Source organism: Vibrio sp. dhg, from assembly GCF_003443775.1.
GTDB classification, from domain to species: domain Bacteria; phylum Pseudomonadota; class Gammaproteobacteria; order Enterobacterales; family Vibrionaceae; genus Vibrio; species Vibrio natriegens.
The window spans coordinates 1,039,578-1,059,908 of the sequence record NZ_CP028943.1 but is presented as its reverse complement, the minus strand read 5'-3'; the positions used below and the strand labels follow the sequence as shown (position 1 = coordinate 1,059,908).

Below are 20,331 nucleotides of genomic sequence, written 5' to 3'. Positions count from 1 at the left end.
TTTCCCAAAATCTGAACCTAGAGTGCAAAAGATTGTTCTGCCTGTCAAATTTTCTAAACTCGAATGTAAAAAAACAAAAAAGATCTTATTTAACAACAAGTTGATATTTTACATATCATTTTTTAGATTAACATCTAAACAATAAACTTGATTTTTTTACAATTACACAACCATTAATTACAAATATAAACACCACGTTCGGATTAATAAATAACCACTAAATTAGATTTTTATTCTTTAATTTTTATAAAATAGAGGATTTTATATATAAATACTAATGAACTCGATTTCATTTAGATTAGGTTCAATCTTTTTTTGTGAAGAAGATCCATATTCCGAACAAAAGCATTCCATTTTGTGAACTACTTTACAGCTAGTGATGTGTGCTACTATTCGCCTCCAACGCATTTGAGGCCCGTATGCTGACCAGTAACATTCAAAAATCGATTCGCCATAGCTACCAGAACTTACAAGCTCAGCTTGATAACTTTGTTCCTAGAAGAGCGCAAAACTATCTCGTTGCTGAAATAGCAAAAACACTTTGTGGCCAATATCATAAATCTAACCGCATGCTGGTCGCAGAAGCAGGGACTGGTATAGGTAAGTCTCTCTCCTACCTGATGGCAGCCATTCCAGTCGCCGTTCACAACAATCGCAAAGTGGTGATATCTACTGCCACTGTCGCGCTACAAGAGCAGCTTATTAACAAGGATTTACCTTTATACCGCCGACTAACGGATAAAGAGTTTTCTTTTATTCTGGCAAAAGGTAGGCAACGTTATTGTTGTGCAGAAAAACTTGCTACGGCGAGCGGGGTCGATGGCGGCCAATTAGCAATGTTCGAAACCAAGCCTAAGAAAAAAGATATTGAGCTGTTGGAGACGATGTATCGCTCTCTAGCTCAAGGCAAATGGGACGGGGATCGTGACTCGTGGCCAAAACCTATTGATGACCAGCTGTGGCAGCTTATTGTCAGTGATAAGCACAGTTGCAATAACAGCTTGCCAGGACATCGTGGTTGTCCTTTTCAAAAGGCTCGCTCAGAGTTAGATAAAAACGACGTCATCATTGCAAACCATTCTCTAGTAATGGCTGATGCCGACTTAGGTGGTGGCGTGATTTTGCCAGAGCCCGAAAACACCATTTATGTCTTCGACGAAGCGCATCACTTACCGCATGTCGCGCGCGATCATGCGTCTGCATCAGCGAGTTTGAAGGGTGCTGCCGCGTGGTTAGAAAAGCTCAATCAATCGATCAGCAAGTTTTCCGCGCTAGCGGATGAAAAACGCGTATCTCGGTTTAGGAATGATTTACAGGAATCCGTGCAAACCTTGATACCTGAGCTTAGCCAGTTGGCAAAGCAGTTTGACCCTGCCCACTTTGACCAAGACATTTATCGCTTTGAACATGGAGAGCTGCCGACGTGGTTGGAAAATCAATCAAAAGATCTCAAACAAGCGAGTAAGAAAGCCAATCAAAGTGTCGCAAAAATCGCCGATCTTATCGCTGAGCGTGTAAAAGATGGGGAACTTTCGACCAGGTTAGCCGAACCTGCGCTTGCGGAGCTGGGGTTTTATATCCAACGTTTGGAAAACCTCGCTCAAGTCTGGCACCTGATGGCTGAACCGACACGTGAAAAAGGCGCGCCTCTGGCGAGATGGTTACAAAAACACCCAGATCGTGAAGGAGACTTCATCGTCAGCGTTTCCCCGTTGGAAATCGGCTGGCAGCTTGACCAACAAATTTGGAGTCGCTGTATTGGTGCGGTATTAGTATCGGCAACGATTAGAGCCCTCAATTCGTTCCATTACTTTTGTCATCAAGCTGGCATTGATGGCAAACCAGAATCTGGCACTCAGTTTTTAGCGTTAGCTTCACCATTTGATTATCAGAACCAGGCCGAGTTACTTATTCCAGCGATGAAATATGAACCGCCTGCACCTCAGTTTACCGAATATCTTATTGAGATATTGCCTAAGTACTTAGAAGACAATAAAGCCAACTTAGTATTATTCTCTTCTTACTGGCAAATGAACCAAGTCGCCGAGGCCTTGTCTACAGACTTTGTTAAGCGAGGCTGGGCGTTGCAAGTACAAGGTGAAAGCTCGCGCCAAGAAATTCTAAAAAAACATAAAAAGCTAATAGAAACAAATAAAACCAGTGTTCTATTTGGTACCGGAAGCTTTTCTGAAGGACTTGATTTACCGGGTGAGCTTCTCGAAAACCTGGTCATTACCAAGATACCATTTGGTGTTCCGACTTCTCCTGTAGAACAGGCTCATTCCGAATACATCGAAAAGAAAGGCGGAAATCCATTTATGCAGATCACTGTACCAGATGCGAGTAAAAAGCTGATCCAAGGCGTTGGTCGGTTACTGCGAAAAGAGCGCGATTCTGGTAGAGTAACCATTCTAGATAGACGCCTTGTCACAAAGAGATATGGGCAAGCGTTAATCGACTCGCTGCCGCCATTTAAACGTAAAATAGAATATTAGAAGAAAAACCATTTATGGAAATGATTGAGCCAGGCATGTTGCTGGTGTTGGCGCTTGTCGCTTTTGTTGCTGGATTCATCGATGCCGTTGCTGGTGGTGGTGGTATGCTAACCGTCCCAACGTTGTTATCTTTGGGGCTTCCTCCACACATCGCTCTGGGAACAAACAAACTCGCCGCGACGTTTGCCTCTTCGACGGCGGCTTTCACTTACTACAAAAAGCGTTTATTCCGCCCAAGATGCTGGGGAAGAGCCTTCGTTGCCACGCTAATAGGAGCAACCGTTGGTACGCTGTTTGTCGACGCTATCAGTACCGAGTGGTTAGAGAAAGTATTGCCGCTGATCATCTTGGCAGCTGCTCTATATACCGTTTTCCATAAAACGCCGAAAACGACACACCAAAGTCCAATACCAGAGCCGTGTCCTCGACTACATAAAAAGCAATATGCACAAGGCTTTTCACTTGGCTTCTACGATGGGCTGGCAGGTCCTGGCACGGGGGCATTCTGGACGGTGAGCTCAATGGCACTCTACCGACTGAATATCCTACTTGCATCTGGCCTGGCAAAAGCAATGAACTTTACCAGTAACTTTACTTCCCTCATTACTTTTGCAGTATTGGGGCATATCAACTGGGTGCTAGGCTTAACTATGGGGCTATGCTTAATGGCAGGTGCTTTTGTCGGCGCTCATTCTGCGATTCACTTTGGCGCTAAATTCATTCGCCCGGTATTCGTTACCGTGGTGAGCATACTTGCTATTAAATTGGCCTATGATGCTTGGTTTGTAGGGTTAACATGAACATCGATCAACTTTCAGCACATTTAGAGCAGATGGCAAAACAAGCAGCCATGCTTGATCGTCAAAGAGGCGAACATCATGTGCCGCTTTTTGATGAACGTCTGTTTAGCTGTCGTTCTCGATCACTCACACCTTGTGTCAAAGAAGCCAAGTCGACACTGGGTGCCATCGTTCGAGAGCAGAACGATGGCAAGTTAACCACCCTGCGCGCTGAATATCTTACTGAACGTTTGGTCGCACAGATTGCTGCCATCCAGCGAGAAATCTCAACAACCAAAATCCGTAAAAACGAAATCAAGCACAGCAGCCATTTTCGAAAACCGATCAATGTTCTGTATCAAGAGCTTGCTCAGCATCAAGAGTGGGCTCGTCGTTTACGAGAAATGGTCCTTGAAAAAGAGAGAGCAGTAGCAACAGCTCCGAGTTTCATGAGCGCAGAAGCGCAGAAGGTTTTACTCGCTACAGAACAACGGCTGGAACGCTGCGAAGCGGCGTTAGTTAAGCTCGAAAACCAAATCACTCACAGGGAAAAACATCAGTAATGTCTGACCAACCAACCTCTCCTCTTGACGATGCACCAGATGATGTAAAACTGGCCGTCGACCTCATCTACTTACTCGAATCAAACGAAGTTGACCCTGAAGTTGCGTTAAGTGCGTTGAAAATCGTACAAGTAGATTTAGAGAACAAATTAAAAGAAAAACAGTAGCTTCTCTTCTTCAGGTTTCGTTTTCAGTTTGTTTCTACAATAGATACAAACTGAAAAACCTTGTTTACCATAAAAGATGGCCAATAACTGGTGCCAATAACACAGTAATCATACCAGCGAGCATCATCGCAACGCTGGATATGACCCCTTCAGAACTTCCCAGTTGATAGGCTTTTGCAGTACCCGCTCCGTGAGCAGAAGCTCCCAGACTTGACCCCTTACCCAAGCGAGAACGAATGGATAAAACGGTAAGAATTACTTCTCCAACAGCCATTCCTATGACACCAGTCATCACGACAAATAATGCCGTTAAATCTTCTTGACCACCGATCAATTTACTCGCTTCAACCGCAAAAGGCGTCGTAATAGAACGCATTGCTAAGCTTTTCTGCAAAATCGCTGATAGGCCAAAGATTTTGGCCAACAAAACAGAGCTTCCTATGGCTACAAAAATGGACGTAAGAACACCAATTGACATGGATAACCAATGCCGTTGAATAAGACGACGGTTGTCATACACAGGAATAGCAAAAGCAACCGTGGCAGGGCCAAGCATCCACAACAGCCAATGAGACTCTGACATATAAGATTGATAAGGAATATGAAAAGCGAACACGACCACAATCAGCAACAAGGGCGCCAGCAACAAAGGCATCAAAAAAATCGTTTTTTTACGCTGATAAAGTATTTTGCTCAAATAATAAAAAACAACCGTCATCAATAAACACAATATACCCAATCCAAAATCTGTTTCGAACATAGTTAATGCTCCGTATGTTTTGTCAGTTTTTGGTAGTGTCTGTTGCTTTTTCTCCGGGACAACTGCAACTCAAAACGATAAACACGATCAACAACCGCAGCCGTAATTCCCAAAACTAAAACTGTACTAATCAGTAATACAACAAATATTCGTAATCCTTCCGTTTCCATCAGTGATTGGTATTTCACCACGGCAACTACAGCTGGCACAAAGAACAATAGCATTTCAGCTAACAGCCAAGTTGCACCTTTACGTAACCAGCTTGCTTTGATCACACCAAGAAACAGACACAACAGTAATATCAACATCCCAGCCAAATTAGCTGGCACCGGAAAATTAAACTGTTTAACCAAATACTCGGCAATCACCCATATCGCAGATAACAAGCCAATTTGCAGCAAGGTAAGCAATCCACCAGTAAATACCTTCATGACTTCTCACTCCATTCTGAGATTTTGATCACATTATATCCAGAACAAAAATAGTCATATAGTGAATTTTTATTATCAAAAGCATGCCAAAATGGAATAGTTTTCTAATGGCTAAATTGAGCAAAGCATGGACATTAAATCACTTCGTTATTTTGTCGAACTCATTGATCAAAAAAGTTTCACCCGGGCTTCAGAAAATTTATACGTGACCCAGCCAACAATCAGCAAAATGATACAAAGTCTCGAACAGTCTGTTGCACAACCACTTATACATCGTGAGGGGAGAAAGTTCTGGCTCACTGATGCAGGAGAAATCGTATATCTTCGGGCAAAACAAATATTAGAGACAATGGCACAATTAAACTCCGAACTCATTGATCTCAACAAATTAGAACGAGGTCATCTTCGCTTAGGCATCCCTCCTATGGTTGGTCCCCTGTACGCTGGATTAATTCGCCAATATAAACAACTCTACCCGAATGTAGAACTAACGATCGTCGAATACGGAGGCAGGAGGATTGAGCAGGCACTTATCGAAGGCGATCTTGATGTTGCAATCACCATGTTAGCGACTCAGAATAGTGATTGCTTAACAAACCTTGTCCTTGATGAATATCTCATTCATGCCATTTTACCTGACACAACTTCTTGGTCAGAAAAAAGCTCGATCTCATGGGAAGAGCTAAAAGAGGAACCTTTCTATATCTACACAGAAGAATTTACTTTGAGTGATTACATTCTGAGCCAATGCCAACAAGCAGGGTATTCTCCGCAAATTTCAGCCCGTAGTAGCCAGTGGGACTTTCTCGTTGCTCTCGTGAAAAGTGGAGTTGGTGTGACCTTTCTTCCCCAACCTTTATGTAATCGTATTCTTGACGAAGATCTGCTGATAATACCTATTCAGCCCTCCATCAATTGGCAACTTGGCGTGGTTTGGAATCAAGAGAGATATATCTCTAAAGCTGCAGAGGCATGGATTAAACTTTGTCAGGAAAGTGGAAAGGAGCCATGCATAGCCTAAAGCAAGGGCTTTCATGCGTAATGGCGGTAATATCCTCGATTTGAAAGCGGCACTAGGTCATGTCAAAATTGAACAAACGATGGTTTACGCCAGATCACCTTTCGTCGGTAGTCAATTTCAACCCGATCAGCGGCCTCAAAGTATAGCGATAAAAATGGCGACAAAGTGGCGGCGTTACTCAACAAACCTCGCCATCATCCATCAAAATACACTTTATTAGTTTTCAAAAACCCTTTAGCCAAAAGGCATTACAAGGGATAACAATAGGTTCAAAAGTATATGAAAGTAATCAGCTTTAACATCAATGGACTCCGTGCAAGACTGCATCAGCTCCAGGCGCTCATCGACAAACACCAGCCTGACGTTATTGGGCTTCAGGAAATCAAAGTCCACGATGAAGCGTTTCCAATAGCAGATGTCGAAGCCATGGGTTACAAAGTGTATTTTCATGGTCAAAAGGCGCACTACGGTGTTGCGATGCTTTGTAAGCAAGAACCTATCAGTGTGCAGAAAGGTTTTCCGACCGATAACGAGGAACATCAAAAGCGCATGATCATGGCGACCTTTGAAGACGAAAATGGTGAAAAGGTAACGGTACTTAACGGCTACTTCCCTCAAGGGGACAATATCAGCCACGAAACCAAATTTCCGTATAAGCGCCAGTTCTACAAAGACCTAATGACGTATTTGAATGATCATCATAGTAACGATGAACAATTAATTGTTATGGGCGACATCAACATCAGCCCAATTGATGACGACATCGGCATTGGCGAGCCAAATCGCAAACGCTGGCTAAAAACGGGCAAATGTTCGTTCCAGCCAGAAGAGCGTGAATGGCTGAAAATTTTATTAGACTGGGGCTTTGAAGATACTTTCCGTAAACTGTACCCAGAAGTGAATGACCGTTTTTCGTGGTTTGATTACCGTTCTCGCGGTTTTGATGATAACCGTGGTCTACGAATCGATGTGATTTTAGCGACGCCTTCACTGGCACAGAAATGTATCGAATCAGGTATCGACTATGAACTGCGTGGGATTGAAAAACCATCTGACCACGCCCCTATCTGGTCAACGTTCAAGTAGTCCTTTCTCACCTAAATAAAAAGAGCGCATTGATGCGCTCTTTTTATTTGTTGCTGCCATTGGTCTTATTGGCTTAGTGGTCGAGAATAGGCTAGCAATCGCTTTTCTGCCTGTTTAAAACACCACAGGATGATAAACGTCAGCGACATATAGAATAAACCCGCCGTTAAGAACGATTCAAATGGAGCGTAGTAACGTGAGTTAACCAAACGAGCTGCGCCGGTTAGATCCATGATGGTTACAATGCCCGCTACCGCACTACCGTGCAGCATGAAGATCACCTCGTTTGAATATACTGGTAAAGCTCTTCGTAATGCACTCGGTAAAATGATACGACGGTAAGTCTTAAATTTACTCATTCCATACGCTTTAGCCGCTTCTACTTCGCCTTTTGGTAAGCCATTAATTGCGCCTCGGATAATCTCCGCCGTGTAAGCTGAAGTATTCAATACAAAAGCAACCAGTGCACAAAACCAAGCGTTTTCCCAAAGGGTATCTTTGACCGGGAAGAACTGGTCCATACCGTAATAAATGAGGTATAGCTGAACCAGTAACGGTGTCCCACGGAAAAAGTAGATAAACGCCCATGCTGGCATGCTTAACGCGTAGTTTTTACTGTTTCTTGCTATCGCCATTGGGATAGACACACTCAGCCCAATGATAAGCGAAATGCCCACAAGCCATACCGTTGTCCAAAGTCCACTTAGATAAATCGGGAAGCTTTCAATAATCAGTGAAAAGTCCATAACTTACCTCGCGTGAATACTGAACTTGCGTTCAACAAGTTTAAGCAAACCTGTAGAAACACTGGTAAAGAATAGAAAGATGATCGCGACGGCCATGTAAAACGTAAATGGCATTTTCGTCGAGCCAGCGGCTAGAGAACTCATTCTCACCATATCATCCAGACCGATGATAGAGACCAGCGCCGTAGTTTTAAGCAGAACCAACCAGTTATTACCAAAGCCAGGTAAAGCATGGCGAATCATCTGAGGCAAAAGAATTCTTCTGAATGATAAAACAGCGTTCATACCATAAGCTTTCGCCGCCTCTAGCTCACCTCTGTCTACGGCCATGATCGCACCACGGAACGTTTCTGCCATGTATGCGCCAAAGATAAAGCCAATGGTCAGTACACCAGCAATAAATGGGCTCACGTCGATGTAATCTGGCAGATATGACGTCCACTCATGGTTAGGATCACTTGATGCAAACCACTCATTTAGCGTTTCATTGATAGAATAAAGGCTGTTATTCAAAAGTATTTGTCCACCAAAGAAAATCAGCATCATCAGAACCAGATCTGGGATACCACGAATAATGGTGGTGTAGAGAGTGGCAATCGCTCTTGCCCATTTGTAAGGTGATAACTTGGCTAAAGCACCAAGCATGCCCAATATCACTGCAAGCAGCAGAGAAAGCACTGCAACTTCAATAGTTACTAAAGCTCCTGTAAAGATGGAAGCTTCGTATCCTTGTAAATCCAGCATAGGTGAGTTCCTAATCCCTAAACTCAAAAAATCGACCGTTGACTACTTCTAGGAACAGGCCAACGGTCGCTTAATTACGACTTATTCGCCGTACACATCGTAGTTGAAGTATTTACCAGCAAGTTGTTGGTAAACACCTTTCTCACGTAGTGACAGAATCGCTGCGTCTAGTTTTTGCGTTAAATCTTTGTCTTGCTTGCGAACCGCGATACCAAAGCCTTCACCAAACCATTTAGGATCAGTTAAAGATGGGCCAACAAACTCATACGCATCGCCACCAGCTTTGTTAAGAACGCCTTCTTCTAGAGCAGAAGCGTCACCTAGAACAGCAGCTACACGACCGTTAGCAAGATCAAGATAAGCTTCATCAAATGAGCCGTAACGGACGATCTCAACTTTGTCACCGTAGTTGTCAGTCAGGTATTTATCGTGTGTAGTTGCACGCTGTACCGCGATTTTCTTACCGTCTAGTTTGTCAAAGTCTAGATCAGCGCCTTTCTTCGCAATAAATTTGTTTGGAATAAGTGCGTATTTGCCGGTGAAATCAACTTTCTTCTTGCGCTCTTCTGTAATCGACATTGCCGCAATGATTGCGTCGTATTTGCGCGCCAGTAGAGAAGGAATGATGCCATCCCAGTCTTGAGCAACGATTTGACACTTCACTTGCATTTCTTCACAAAGTGCATTTGCCATGTCAACGTCAAAGCCTTTTAGAGAGCCATCAGTTTCAGTCCAGCTAAACGGAGGGTATGCACCTTCAACACCAAAGCGAACGGTTTTCCATTCTTTCGCTTGAACGGCGCCAGATACAGCCGTTGCAGCAAGCGTTGCTGCTAATAACCACTTTTTCATTTCCGTACTCCTGTGATTTCCATTTTATTTAATTTTGTATGTTGTGTTTACATAGGAGGCAAAAAACTGCCTCCCAAAGATCTCTTAATAAATCGATGAGATAAACTGTTGTAAGCGAGGTGAATCTGGATTGGTAAACAACTTGGCGGGATCACCCTGCTCTTCAACCAGTCCTTGGTGAAGGAACATGACGTGGTTCGATACATCACGAGCAAACGCCATTTCGTGCGTCACTACCAACATCGTACGACCTTCTTCTGCCAAATCTCTCATTACCCCTAACACTTCGCCTACTAATTCTGGGTCAAGCGCTGATGTCGGCTCATCAAACAACATGACTTCTGGATCAACGGCTAGCGCACGAGCAATCGCGGCACGTTGCTGCTGACCACCAGATAAATGTCCTGGGTAGTAATCCTTACGCTCATACAGACCTACTTTCTTAAGCAGTACCTCTGCGTTTTCAATAGCTTGAGCTTTAGGCACACCCAATACGTGAACGGGTGCTTCAATGACATTTTCTAGAACAGTAAGATGAGACCATAGGTTAAAACCCTGGAATACCATCGCTAGACGAGAACGAATTCGCTGAACTTGCTTTTCATTCGCGGGAACAGATTCACCAGCTCGGTTATTCTTCATTTGAATAAGCTCACCGTTAACCCAAATCTCACCAGCGGTTGGTGTCTCTAATAAGTTGATACATCTGAGAAAAGTACTCTTACCGGAACCGGAAGAGCCAATGATAGAGATAACATCCCCTTTGTGTGCAGAAAGAGAAATCCCCTTAAGTACTTCGTTTTGTCCAAACGTTTTGTGCAGGTCTTTTATATCTAGCGCTGGTACATCAGTCATGCGCTTTACTCCCTGTGTTTTTTTCACTGCTGTAAGGGACTCCGCCCTATCTATTTCGGAACAAATTAGCACCCCGGCTTGAAAGTTGCAACAAATGATTAACCTAAATAAACCGAATAGTTAGATAGGATAATCAAGTTAATATGCAATATTTAGCACTATATGCTTTATTACTTGAATATTATGTATAAAAAAGCCCCTACAGTGAGGGGCTAAATATATTATAAAAGTGTTAGTTAGTTCTCTCTAACAACAGTGTTTTGGTCTGAGCAACGCGGTTACTAATCGCTCTTACTTCTTGTTCATTCTTCACAATACCAAGTACATCTTCTGTGGTATCTAAGCCCTCACCATTAGCATAAGCCGCTAGAAAATCAGCAACTTGAACATCACCACTTTGTTCCGTGAAAACATAGCTTTGTGTGATTAAAGAGTCATCTGAAATCACAAGCTCATTGGCTGCATCAGACGGCACACTTGAATAATCAAGCTCAGGTACAACAACTCTATCATTGATGTATGAATAAATAGAGTGACGTACAACGTATGGCGTCGTACCTACCTTCGCACCCTCTTCGTAACTCACTCGCTGCAAACCATTTTCAGTGCCCAAGCCAATACTGTCACTTAAATAGACCGTACGGTTAGAAACACCAGGTTTGGTATCTTGTGTGTTGCTTACGGCAAAAAGTGAGGTGTCATCAACATCAATAGTCCAATCGTCGCCTACTACGTCCGTGTATTGCGCTTCCCACCCAGAAGTCACAATGGTTCCATCTACACTGAATGTCCAAACATCACCATTTAGTTCGTCAGGGTGATAAAACGCGCTCGTTCTCGACACTTCCGCTAAGCGATATGAGAAGTTCTTATAAATCGTGTCAATATCAATGGTTGTAAAATCAATACCAGAGCTACTCACTGATGGCGTAGATGACGAACCCGCAAATACCATTCGGCTATCCGTCCAGTCCTCAAAGCCGTATTGATAAAGAGCAGAACGGGAAGAGGTTCGATACTGCGAAATCATCGTTTTTTCAGTGCTTACGGCTGACAATGTTTCACCTTTCGTGAAGCGTGATTCGTTTGCCGTGACGGTTTCATACTGAGAATCAAAGTAGAAGGTTGAATATGGGTTACCCGCCGCGTCTTCCGCAGCTTTATAGTCCAGGCTGGCCTTGCTAACGATTTTATCGTTACTGCCCGTCAAACACGTCGTGTTGCTTACATTAGCTTGCGCAGAAAGGTAGACATTGCGTAATGAAGAATCAGACTCTAACAACTGTTTTGAAAATGTCAGCGCGTTAATTATCAAGCCGTTCGCTTCTTGGATCGTCACGCTCCCCTCGTCAGGAATATCTTGCAGAGTGATCGTCAACAGATCATTGCTTGCCGTCACTACATCTCCGACACGCTCACCCGATGCATCTGAATAATAAGCCGTTAGCTGGTTGTCGATCACACCACCTATTGCATGATAATTGAGGACTTGTTCTACACCATTAGTAGTAAACCTGTCGTAAATAGTACAAGAACCATTATCTGCTAGCGCCTGAGTTTCAGGAGTCACAAAAGTGAATTTATATAGCGTTTTGGGTGTGCTACTGCCGCCACCGCCGCCTCCACAACCGACCATTAATCCCGAAATGATTGCCACTAACGGCACTATTTTAAGCTGTTTCATGTTTTCTTCCTAAACTGAGCGGCAATGATTAGCCAAAAAAGTTGTCTTTTCCGGTTTAAGCAAGATTGAAGCCAGCTTTATATGCATTTGATCGATAACTACATTTCACGTGCCACTAGTGTTATATCGTCTCAATAATTTCTAGTTTTATGCAACTTGTGTAATGAAATTACGTCCTATTTGGCCCTATTATTCGTTGAACTGACACATTTTGTAGTTTTATTTCACATCGATTATTTAAAGTGATCTAAATCAATCACCCAAAATGGCTATCTTGTTAGACTCCAGCCATCATTTGAGGAAAATTTTGTGCCTCAACACAACAAGTTATTAGCTATGCTTAGGCGCAAGGTTAACGTGCAACAAATCTAATAATAGCTAGCATAGGGCGCACCGTATTACGCGGGACAGCGCAACTTAGTTAAGAATTCATAACTTTTAAATATATGAGGAATCTATGTCAGACGCAGTGAATAAAGTGCACTCTGATTCAGATATCGAGACCAAAAGCTACCGTGAGCTTCATCGTCCAGCATCTGAATTCGACAGCCGTTCAGACTATCTAGACCACGAACTGCAAATCATGAAGCCACGTCGTTTTGGCTTAAACTTGCCGGGTCGTGATTTCCGTTTCGAGCTTGAAGATTTTGTTCCTGCGATTGCGGGTACTATCGGCATTATTGCAATGTACTCTGCGGTAATGATGTCTTGGGCTGAAGGTTTAACCCAAGCCTGGGATCATGTGCATTTAACAAAAGAGTTTGCTATCGAAGTCGCTCGTGTAGAAATGCTTATCCCTGCACTCCTTTTCTGTGTCTTAGCTTCAGGCGTCTTTAACCCTAAAGCTAACCTTGCTGGTAACCATGGTCCGATGATTCCATTGATCGGTACTATTGCGCTTGCAGGTGCACACCCTCTCGCACTCGCTATCTTAATCGGTATCTTTGGCCTTCTACTCTCCTTTTTCAAAGGCGGCTCAAAACTCGTCAACCTCACTTCTGAAGGCACAGCCGGTGGATTGCTTATTTTCTTAGGCTTGACGGGTACGATTAGCCAAATCAACTCGATTCAAGCGTGGGCGACTGGCTTACAGTCAGCGGATGTAGCTGCTGGCAGCATGGGCTACGTTGGCTTTGTCGTACTTGGTATCACTGTTGCGATTTATGCTTACCTTGCAAAAATCAATAAACGCTGGTTAGCAATCCCTGTTTGTGCGTTTACAGGTCTGGCAATTGCTTTGGTTCTTGGCGCTGGCTTCGATATTAAATTCGAAACAGAGATGGGCCTGCCTAACCTAAACCCTGTTTACTGGTGGGGTAGCACGGAAGAAGGTTGGATGCTAGGTCTGCCAAATGCAGAACACTTCATCGCTTCTCTGCCATTCGCTATTCTTGCTGTTGCAATGTGGTCACCAGACTTCCTTGGTCACCGTATCTTCCAGGAAATGAACTACCCTCGTAAGACAGAAAAAGTACTGATGGACGTGGATGACACTATGACGATGTGTTCTTTCCGTCAAATGGTTGGTACTGCAGTCGGTGGTGGTAACATCACTTCATCTTGGGGTACTTACATGATCCCGGCAGCTATCGCGAAACGTCCGATTCCAGCTGGTGCTATTCTTCTTGGTCTAATCGTTATGACGGTAGCGATTCTTGGCTTCCCAATGGATGTGGCGGTATGGCCACCTGTAATGCGCGTTGCTCTGCTAGTTGGTGTATCTCTTCCTCTACTTGAAGCCGGTATGCAAATGGTTCGTGACACGAAAGATTCACAAGCAGCAGGTATCTGTATCTTTGCATCGATTGTTGCTAACCCAGTACTAGCTTGGGCATTAACTATGTTCTTAGATAACAATGGCCTGATCGGTGATAAAGAGCGTGCATCACGCTTGTCATTCATGGATAAGATTATTATTCCTGTGACTGTGTTTATTATCTGTTTGGTTGCTATGCTAGCAGTTGGTATGCTAGAAGCTCAATATGGATTAAAAGCTTGGCTATAATGCTTAACGCTTAAAAAAATGTGTGGGTAGCGCTTGTCGCTACCCCATTTTTATCCGAAAAGTTGAGCATTTATTGATTTAGTTTAAGGTTTGCAAAAAAATTTTAGTTTAACCTGCAATTGTTGTTTCAAAAGGTAGACGTTTAAAGCAGTGACAATATTTATGGTTTTGTAACCCTAAAAAGTGATTTTAAGACTATAAATATTGTTATTCATAAGAGTGTACTGTTCCCCTATTTTTCTGGGGATAGCTGGCTCAACGGCGAAGCAGTACGTATTTTTTTCTACTAAAAAGGTAGGTATGTCATGGCAGAGCAATTTGCTAAAGCTTGGGAAGGTTTTGCTGCAGGTGATTGGCAAAACGAAGTAAACGTTCGTGATTTCATTCAGAAGAACTACACTCCGTACGAAGGCGACGAATCTTTCCTAGTTTCTGAAGGTACTGAAGCAACAAACAAGCTTTGGGCTAAAGTAATGGAAGGTATCAAACAAGAGAACGCGACTCACGCTCCTGTTGATTTTGATACATCTGTTATCTCTACCATCACTGCTCACGATGCAGGCTACATCGAAAAAGATCTTGAAACTATCGTAGGTCTACAAACTGAAGCGCCTCTAAAACGTGCGATCATCCCTAACGGTGGTATTCGCATGGTTGAAGGTTCATGCAAAGCATATGACCGCGAACTAGACCCACAAGTTAAGAAAATCTTCACAGAATACCGTAAAACACACAATGCTGGTGTTTTCGATATCTACACTCCTGATATCCTTGCATGTCGTAAGTCTGGTGTACTAACTGGTCTTCCTGACGCATACGGCCGTGGTCGTATCATCGGTGACTACCGTCGCGTTGCGCTTTACGGTATCGACTTCCTAATGAAGGACAAACTAGCTCAGTTCACTTCTCTACAAGAGAAATTTGAGAACGGCGAAGACCTTCACATGACTATGCAACTTCGTGAAGAAATTGCAGAGCAGCACCGCGCTCTAGGTCAAATCAAACAAATGGCTGCGAAATACGGTTTCGATATTTCTCGCCCTGCTGAAACTGCACAAGAAGCTATCCAATGGACTTACTTCGGCTACCTAGCTGCTGTTAAGTCTCAAAACGGTGCTGCAATGTCTCTAGGTCGTACTTCTACATTCCTAGACGTGTACATCGAGCGTGATATCGCTGCAGGTAAGATCACTGAAGATCAAGCTCAAGAAATGATCGACCACTTCGTAATGAAACTACGTATGGTTCGTTTCCTACGTACTCCTGAGTACGATGAGCTATTCTCTGGCGACCCAATTTGGGCAACAGAATCAATGGGTGGTATGGGTCTTGACGGTCGTACGCTAGTAACGCGTTCTAACTTCCGTTTCCTAAACAGCCTATACACTATGGGTCCTTCTCCAGAGCCAAACATCACTGTTCTTTGGTCTGAAGCACTTCCAGATGGTTTCAAACGTTTCTGTGCAAAAGTATCTATCGATACTTCTTCTATCCAGTACGAAAACGACGATCTGATGCGTCCAGACATGGAATCAGACGATTACGCTATCGCTTGTTGTGTATCTCCAATGGTTGTTGGTAAGCAAATGCAGTTCTTCGGTGCTCGTGCGAACCTTGCTAAAACTATGCTTTACACCATCAACGGCGGTATCGATGAGAAGCTGAAGATCCAAGTTGGTCCTAAGATGGACAAGATCGAAGGTGAATACCTAGATTACAACGAGCTATGGGAAAAAATGGATCACTTCATGGATTGGTTAGCTAAGCAGTACGTGACTGCACTAAACAGCATCCACTTCATGCACGACAAGTACAGCTACGAAGCGTCTCTAATGGCTCTACATGACCGTGACGTTAAACGTACAATGGCTTGTGGTATCGCTGGTCTATCTGTTGCTGCTGACTCTCTATCAGCAATCAAATACGCGAAAGTTAAACCAGTTCGTGACGAAGATGGTCTAGCAATCGACTTTGAAATCGAAGGCGATTACCCTAAATTCGGTAACAACGACGCTCGCGTAGATGACATCGCTTGTGAACTTGTTTCTGTATTTATGAACAAGATCCGTGAGCTTAAGACTTACCGTGATGCTATCCCTACTCAGTCTATCCTGACTATCACTTCAAACGTGGTATACGGTAAGAAGACTGGTAACACGCCTGATGGTCGTCGTGCTGGTACTCCATTTGCGCCAGGTGCAAACCCAATGCACGGCCGTGATGAGAAAGGTGCAGTAGCATCATTGACTTCAGTAGCGAAACTACCGTTTGCTGACGCTCAAGATGGTATCTCTTACACATTCTCTATCGTGCCAAATGCACTAGGTAAAGAAGAGACTAGCCAACGTGCTAACCTTGCAGGCCTAATGGATGGTTACTTCCACCACGAAGCTGGCATCGAAGGTGGCCAACACCTAAACGTGAACGTGCTTAACCGCGAAACTCTAGAAGACGCAGTTAAACACCCAGAGAAATACCCTCAGCTAACTATCCGTGTATCGGGTTACGCTGTACGTTTCAACTCTCTGACTGCTGAACAGCAAGCTGACGTTATCGCTCGTACATTCACTGAATCACTATAAGACTGTCGCGAAATAACGTTATAGTAATACAACAAGAGCCGGTGCTGAAAAGCATCGGCTTTTTTTCATTTCCACCGCCAATCTTGTGATATTTCAAAAGATTTAGTTGCCTTTCTTACGTATGATGCAAAGAAAAATATTCAATGCATTATATGAAATTTAATAAATTATTTATTCTTACTCTTTTGTCGCCAGTTGCTTTGGCATCCAACAAATCCACAGTTTCCTTTACGCTTGATAATGACGGTATTTTCGGTGTTGACCATGATTACACCAACGGCATATTTCTCTCTTACGCGACCGGACAATTAAGAAAAGAAAGTGAATGGAGCTGGCTAAGCCTAAACAACGCCTCCGACAGGAATGTCGATAAAATAGAGCTGGTACTTGGCCATAAGATGTGGACGCCGAGTGATATTGAAGTCGACTACCCTCTGGCGAATGATCGCCCATACGCTGGTTATCTGCACACAGAAATCAATTACCTTTCATTAACTCAAGATAAAGCTGTTCGTTATAACTTTACCATCGGCGCAACGGGCGAAAGCGCTCTGTCAGAGAAAGCACAATCTCTGGTTCACAGCATTACTGGCTCTCCAGACCCTCAAGGTTGGGATTACCAAATTGACGACTATCTCGCGTTAAGCGTTGGATACCGCGCGTTCAATAAGTTAATGCGCAGTGAAGGGAAAAACACACAATGGGAGATTACCAACGTCAATGACATTAATGCCGGCAACTTCCGCAGTGATGTGTCTCAGGGTGTCATGTTTCGTTGGGGAACCAACTTAGGCAATAGCATCGGTGCAGCCAACATCAGTGTAGAAAGCCCCTTCTCAGCAAGCATGTTGTCCAACCACGCCAGCAGCTGGTTCTTGTTTACCGGGTTTGAAGGTCGCTACCGTTTCAATGACATCACACTCGAAGGTGATCGTTCCGGCATTCCAGAACCATCTAAGCCTTATGACGTGACACTGGAACACTGGCAAACAACCGCCGTTGCTGGAGCAACTTGGTATAATCAAAGCTATGGAGCGAGCATAACCTTTACGGTGAAAACTCCAGAATATAAAGAGTCTCCAACCGATATTTATGGTACCGGATCGTTTTCTGTCTTCGCCTTCTTTTAAATAGAAAGCTCAAATGGTCAATAAACAACTCATTGACCATTTGATTAACCGTATTCCCTCACCTTCCTTGCTACAAGACTGTTTTAACCCTGCTTTTTGTAATAAAATAACAGCATTCTTATTTAAGTCATGAGAGCAAAAGATGTCAGCAACTGGTCGAATTCACTCGTTTGAGTCATGTGGTACCGTAGACGGACCTGGTATTCGTTTTATCGTCTTCTTGCAAGGTTGTTTGATGCGTTGTAAGTATTGCCATAACCGCGATACTTGGGATACGCATGACGGTAAAGAAGTTACCGTAGAAGAAATCATTGCAGAGGCGAAATCATACCGTCACTTCATGAAAGCGTCTGGCGGTGGTATCACTTGTTCAGGCGGTGAGGCTATGCTTCAACCGGAGTTTGTTCGTGACTTTTTCCGAGCGGCTAAAGCCGAAGGTATTCATACCTGCCTTGATACCAATGGCTATGTCCGTAAACACACCGATGTGATTGACGAAGTTCTCGATGCCACAGATCTCGTGATGTTGGACATCAAGCACATGAAAGATGAAGTTCATCAGGACTTAATCGGCGTGTCGAACAAGCGTACTCTCGACTTTGCTCGCTATCTTCATAAAATTGGACAAACGACCTGGATTCGCTACGTTGTAGTTCCTGGTTACACAGATGATCCAGAAGCAGCACACATGCTTGGTGAGTTTATCAAAGATATGGACAACATCGAGAAAGTCGAGCTGCTCCCTTACCACAAACTTGGTGCACACAAATGGGAAGCGCTGGGCCTTGAGTACCCTCTTGAAGGTGTAAATCCTCCGTCTAAAGAGACGATGGATGAAATCCAGTCCATTCTTTCTCAGTACCATCCAAATGTAAAATACTAGAGTGGTCCATTTTCTCTGATTAAAAATACCAGCCAAGCGCTGGTATTTTTTTATTCTGTTAAATCAAATAGGTTAAATACCTCATCCGTCCATGTAGAATAGCGCTCGCTGACGAACGTATAAGAAACAAAAGAACGTTGTAGGAAATGAGTCATGGATTGGTTTAACTTAGGATCATTAATCGTTATCGCTTGGGTCGTTATTGCTTTTTGCATTCCCGACTGGAGAAAGGCCGTTTGGCCTAAGCTAGAGCAAGAGAAGTCATTTCAGCACATTGTTTTTGCCACTCTTTTTCTGTTAACGATTTTGTGGTCTGCGCAAGCGGGTGTGAAGGAAGGGCTGAAAATACACTTTCTCGCGTTAACGACGTTAACCATGATGTATGGGTGGCGAATGGCGTTTTTGCTCAGTATTCCTGCAATGATTGTTAATCATTGGATACAAGGCACCTCGCTCATCCTGTTACCAAGCTCACTGGTACTTTCCGCCCTATTCCCTATTCTGATCAGTTACTTGGTATTTCTGCTCAGTTACCACTATTTGCCTCGTAATATCTTTGTCTTTATTTTCGTTGCGGGTTTCTTCAACGGGGCAATTACCGGCAGCTTGCATCTGCTGATCAATTCGTTCTATCACTTGTCTGTCGGTCATTACGACTGGGAAACGATTCAGCACAACTACTTTATTTTTGTCCCTCTTCTGGCCTTTCCCGAGGGCTTACTCAACGGTATGTCTCTCGCTGTGCTGACCGTGTTTAAGCCAGAATGGTTGAGAGTTTTCTCCGATAGAGATTACATATACAACCACTATCACAAAAAATAGAGTCCGCTTGATAGAGATGGGGCTGAAAGCTAGATAAATTGAGAATTTGTTGTCATTTTTTCATATTAAATATGTGTTGAGATCATGTTTCACACGTGTCTGAAGCGTTAACCTAAGCACATTAAAAATGTATTAGATTATTTAGTGAGGTCATCATGGAAATGTCAAACGCTCAACGTTTGATTCTATCAAACCAGTACAACCTAATGTCTCAACTCGACCCAAGTAATGCGTCAAAATACAAGCGCTTACAGACAATCGTCGAGCGTGGTTATGAACTACAAATGTGCGAATTAAACAAAGACTTTGGCCGTATTACAGAAGCAGAATGTCGTGAAATCATCGACATTATGGAGATGTATCACGCGATGCAAGAGTCTAACAACCTGCTTGACAGTGACGAGAAAGGCAAAGTCGACCAACGTCGCCTACAGTTTTTGGGATTCGATATCGCTTCAGAAGCGCAACAAGTACATTACGTACGCTTTCTTGTTGACTCTGAAGGCCTTTACCCACAATTTGACAAAGCAGATCACCATTTCAACAGCCAAATGCCAATGCTAGAGAAATACCGTCGTATGCTGCAAACATGGCGTAACTGTCCTCGTCAGTACCACTTATGTCCGAACGAGCTGGCACAAATCTTCAGTGCCTAGTTATACAAACTATTGAATAGGAGAGCTGTGGCTCTCCTTTTTATTTGCCTTATCGCCCATTATCTTTTTC

At 43.5% G+C, this 20,331-nt stretch carries 19 protein-coding genes; 12 read left to right on the top strand and 7 right to left on the bottom strand.

Going from position 1 to position 20,331, the window contains the following annotated elements; genetic code table 11:
* Positions 1 to 419 precede the first annotated feature (419 nt).
* From dinG to rsmS, 4 genes are read left to right on the top strand one after another with little or no spacing between them, the layout of a single operon-like run.
* Complete coding sequence (gene dinG, locus DBX26_RS04965; protein WP_118118061.1) at positions 420 to 2,495, top strand: ATP-dependent DNA helicase DinG; 2,076 nt, start codon at positions 420 to 422, stop codon at positions 2,493 to 2,495.
* A gap of 14 nt (positions 2,496 to 2,509) precedes the next feature.
* Complete coding sequence (locus tag DBX26_RS04960; RefSeq protein ID WP_020332864.1) at positions 2,510 to 3,295, top strand: TSUP family transporter; 786 nt, start codon at positions 2,510 to 2,512, stop codon at positions 3,293 to 3,295.
* On the top strand, positions 3,292 to 3,837 hold the full coding sequence (locus DBX26_RS04955) for a primosomal replication protein (RefSeq protein ID WP_118118060.1): 546 nt from the start codon (positions 3,292 to 3,294) through the stop codon (positions 3,835 to 3,837). The genes DBX26_RS04960 and DBX26_RS04955 overlap by 4 nt, the downstream gene beginning before the upstream one ends.
* Positions 3,837 to 4,004 carry a pleiotropic regulatory protein RsmS gene (rsmS, locus tag DBX26_RS04950; protein WP_118118058.1) on the top strand — a complete coding sequence of 56 codons (168 nt, stop codon included), beginning with the start codon at positions 3,837 to 3,839 and terminating at the stop codon, positions 4,002 to 4,004. Before DBX26_RS04955 ends, rsmS begins: the two co-directional genes overlap by 1 nt.
* A gap of 64 nt (positions 4,005 to 4,068) precedes the next feature.
* Here rsmS and DBX26_RS04945 read toward each other — a convergent pair whose 3' ends face one another.
* Positions 4,069 to 4,764, bottom strand: a complete 696-nt coding sequence (locus DBX26_RS04945) for an LrgB family protein (protein WP_020332862.1) — start codon at positions 4,762 to 4,764, stop codon at positions 4,069 to 4,071.
* Between the two features lie 2 nt (positions 4,765 to 4,766).
* Positions 4,767 to 5,195, bottom strand: coding sequence for a CidA/LrgA family protein (locus DBX26_RS04940; protein WP_118118056.1), 429 nt, complete (start codon positions 5,193 to 5,195; stop codon positions 4,767 to 4,769).
* 127 nt (positions 5,196 to 5,322) lie between these two features.
* Here DBX26_RS04940 and DBX26_RS04935 point away from each other — a divergent pair, with 127 nt between their 5' ends.
* Both DBX26_RS04935 and xthA read left to right on the top strand, forming a co-directional pair.
* On the top strand, positions 5,323 to 6,216 hold the full coding sequence (locus tag DBX26_RS04935) for a LysR family transcriptional regulator (RefSeq protein ID WP_118118054.1): 894 nt from the start codon (positions 5,323 to 5,325) through the stop codon (positions 6,214 to 6,216).
* A 279-nt stretch (positions 6,217 to 6,495) separates the two neighbouring features.
* Positions 6,496 to 7,302, top strand: coding sequence for an exodeoxyribonuclease III (gene xthA, locus DBX26_RS04930; protein ID WP_020332858.1), 807 nt, complete (start codon positions 6,496 to 6,498; stop codon positions 7,300 to 7,302).
* 65 nt (positions 7,303 to 7,367) lie between these two features.
* Here the strand turns inward: xthA and DBX26_RS04925 are convergent, their stop codons facing one another.
* From DBX26_RS04925 to DBX26_RS04905, 5 genes are all read right to left on the bottom strand, one after another.
* On the bottom strand, positions 7,368 to 8,048 hold the full coding sequence (locus DBX26_RS04925) for an ABC transporter permease (protein ID WP_014231305.1): 681 nt from the start codon (positions 8,046 to 8,048) through the stop codon (positions 7,368 to 7,370).
* A 3-nt stretch (positions 8,049 to 8,051) separates the two neighbouring features.
* The gene (locus DBX26_RS04920; RefSeq protein WP_065302145.1) at positions 8,052 to 8,792 is read right to left on the bottom strand and encodes an ABC transporter permease; all 741 of its coding nucleotides are present in this window, start codon (positions 8,790 to 8,792) and stop codon (positions 8,052 to 8,054) included.
* An 81-nt stretch (positions 8,793 to 8,873) separates the two neighbouring features.
* Complete coding sequence (locus DBX26_RS04915) at positions 8,874 to 9,644, bottom strand: ABC transporter substrate-binding protein (protein WP_014231303.1); 771 nt, start codon at positions 9,642 to 9,644, stop codon at positions 8,874 to 8,876.
* Between the two features lie 84 nt (positions 9,645 to 9,728).
* Entirely contained in the window at positions 9,729 to 10,499 is a 771-nt protein-coding gene (locus DBX26_RS04910; protein ID WP_014231302.1) for an ABC transporter ATP-binding protein, read from the bottom strand.
* Positions 10,500 to 10,731: 232 nt separating this feature from the next.
* Positions 10,732 to 12,183 carry a flagellar sheath protein A gene (locus tag DBX26_RS04905; RefSeq protein ID WP_118118052.1) on the bottom strand — a complete coding sequence of 484 codons (1,452 nt, stop codon included), beginning with the start codon at positions 12,181 to 12,183 and terminating at the stop codon, positions 10,732 to 10,734.
* 457 nt (positions 12,184 to 12,640) lie between these two features.
* On the opposite strand from DBX26_RS04905, the gene DBX26_RS04900 reads away from it, so the two are divergent.
* From DBX26_RS04900 to DBX26_RS04875, 6 genes are all read left to right on the top strand, one after another.
* On the top strand, positions 12,641 to 14,188 hold the full coding sequence (locus DBX26_RS04900) for a DUF3360 family protein (protein ID WP_020332856.1): 1,548 nt from the start codon (positions 12,641 to 12,643) through the stop codon (positions 14,186 to 14,188).
* A gap of 305 nt (positions 14,189 to 14,493) precedes the next feature.
* On the top strand, positions 14,494 to 16,770 hold the full coding sequence (gene pflB / locus DBX26_RS04895; protein ID WP_020332855.1) for a formate C-acetyltransferase: 2,277 nt from the start codon (positions 14,494 to 14,496) through the stop codon (positions 16,768 to 16,770).
* Between the two features lie 152 nt (positions 16,771 to 16,922).
* Entirely contained in the window at positions 16,923 to 17,900 is a 978-nt protein-coding gene (locus DBX26_RS04890; RefSeq protein WP_162889666.1) for a lipid A deacylase LpxR family protein, read from the top strand.
* Between the two features lie 142 nt (positions 17,901 to 18,042).
* Positions 18,043 to 18,783 (top strand): pyruvate formate lyase 1-activating protein, encoded by a 741-nt coding sequence (gene pflA, locus DBX26_RS04885; protein ID WP_014231297.1) that lies wholly within the window; start codon positions 18,043 to 18,045, stop codon positions 18,781 to 18,783.
* Between the two features lie 153 nt (positions 18,784 to 18,936).
* Complete coding sequence (locus tag DBX26_RS04880) at positions 18,937 to 19,605, top strand: energy-coupling factor ABC transporter permease (RefSeq protein WP_020332853.1); 669 nt, start codon at positions 18,937 to 18,939, stop codon at positions 19,603 to 19,605.
* 155 nt (positions 19,606 to 19,760) lie between these two features.
* Entirely contained in the window at positions 19,761 to 20,261 is a 501-nt protein-coding gene (locus DBX26_RS04875; protein ID WP_014231295.1) for a YfbU family protein, read from the top strand.
* Positions 20,262 to 20,331 lie beyond the last annotated feature (70 nt).

Coding starts and splice junctions, on each gene's coding strand:
- DBX26_RS04920 (WP_065302145.1), bottom strand. CDS start 8,792: ATGCTGGATTTACAAGGATACGAAGCTTCCATCTTTACAGGAGCTTTA.
- DBX26_RS04960 (WP_020332864.1), top strand. CDS start 2,510: ATGGAAATGATTGAGCCAGGCATGTTGCTGGTGTTGGCGCTTGTCGCT.
- dinG (WP_118118061.1), top strand. CDS start 420: ATGCTGACCAGTAACATTCAAAAATCGATTCGCCATAGCTACCAGAAC.
- DBX26_RS04940 (WP_118118056.1), bottom strand. CDS start 5,195: ATGAAGGTATTTACTGGTGGATTGCTTACCTTGCTGCAAATTGGCTTG.
- rsmS (WP_118118058.1), top strand. CDS start 3,837: ATGTCTGACCAACCAACCTCTCCTCTTGACGATGCACCAGATGATGTA.
- xthA (WP_020332858.1), top strand. CDS start 6,496: ATGAAAGTAATCAGCTTTAACATCAATGGACTCCGTGCAAGACTGCAT.
- DBX26_RS04925 (WP_014231305.1), bottom strand. CDS start 8,048: ATGGACTTTTCACTGATTATTGAAAGCTTCCCGATTTATCTAAGTGGA.
- DBX26_RS04935 (WP_118118054.1), top strand. CDS start 5,323: ATGGACATTAAATCACTTCGTTATTTTGTCGAACTCATTGATCAAAAA.
- DBX26_RS04875 (WP_014231295.1), top strand. CDS start 19,761: ATGGAAATGTCAAACGCTCAACGTTTGATTCTATCAAACCAGTACAAC.
- DBX26_RS04910 (WP_014231302.1), bottom strand. CDS start 10,499: ATGACTGATGTACCAGCGCTAGATATAAAAGACCTGCACAAAACGTTT.
- DBX26_RS04945 (WP_020332862.1), bottom strand. CDS start 4,764: ATGTTCGAAACAGATTTTGGATTGGGTATATTGTGTTTATTGATGACG.
- DBX26_RS04880 (WP_020332853.1), top strand. CDS start 18,937: ATGGATTGGTTTAACTTAGGATCATTAATCGTTATCGCTTGGGTCGTT.
- pflA (WP_014231297.1), top strand. CDS start 18,043: ATGTCAGCAACTGGTCGAATTCACTCGTTTGAGTCATGTGGTACCGTA.
- DBX26_RS04915 (WP_014231303.1), bottom strand. CDS start 9,644: ATGAAAAAGTGGTTATTAGCAGCAACGCTTGCTGCAACGGCTGTATCT.
- DBX26_RS04900 (WP_020332856.1), top strand. CDS start 12,641: ATGTCAGACGCAGTGAATAAAGTGCACTCTGATTCAGATATCGAGACC.
- DBX26_RS04890 (WP_162889666.1), top strand. CDS start 16,923: ATGAAATTTAATAAATTATTTATTCTTACTCTTTTGTCGCCAGTTGCT.
- pflB (WP_020332855.1), top strand. CDS start 14,494: ATGGCAGAGCAATTTGCTAAAGCTTGGGAAGGTTTTGCTGCAGGTGAT.
- DBX26_RS04955 (WP_118118060.1), top strand. CDS start 3,292: ATGAACATCGATCAACTTTCAGCACATTTAGAGCAGATGGCAAAACAA.
- DBX26_RS04905 (WP_118118052.1), bottom strand. CDS start 12,183: ATGAAACAGCTTAAAATAGTGCCGTTAGTGGCAATCATTTCGGGATTA.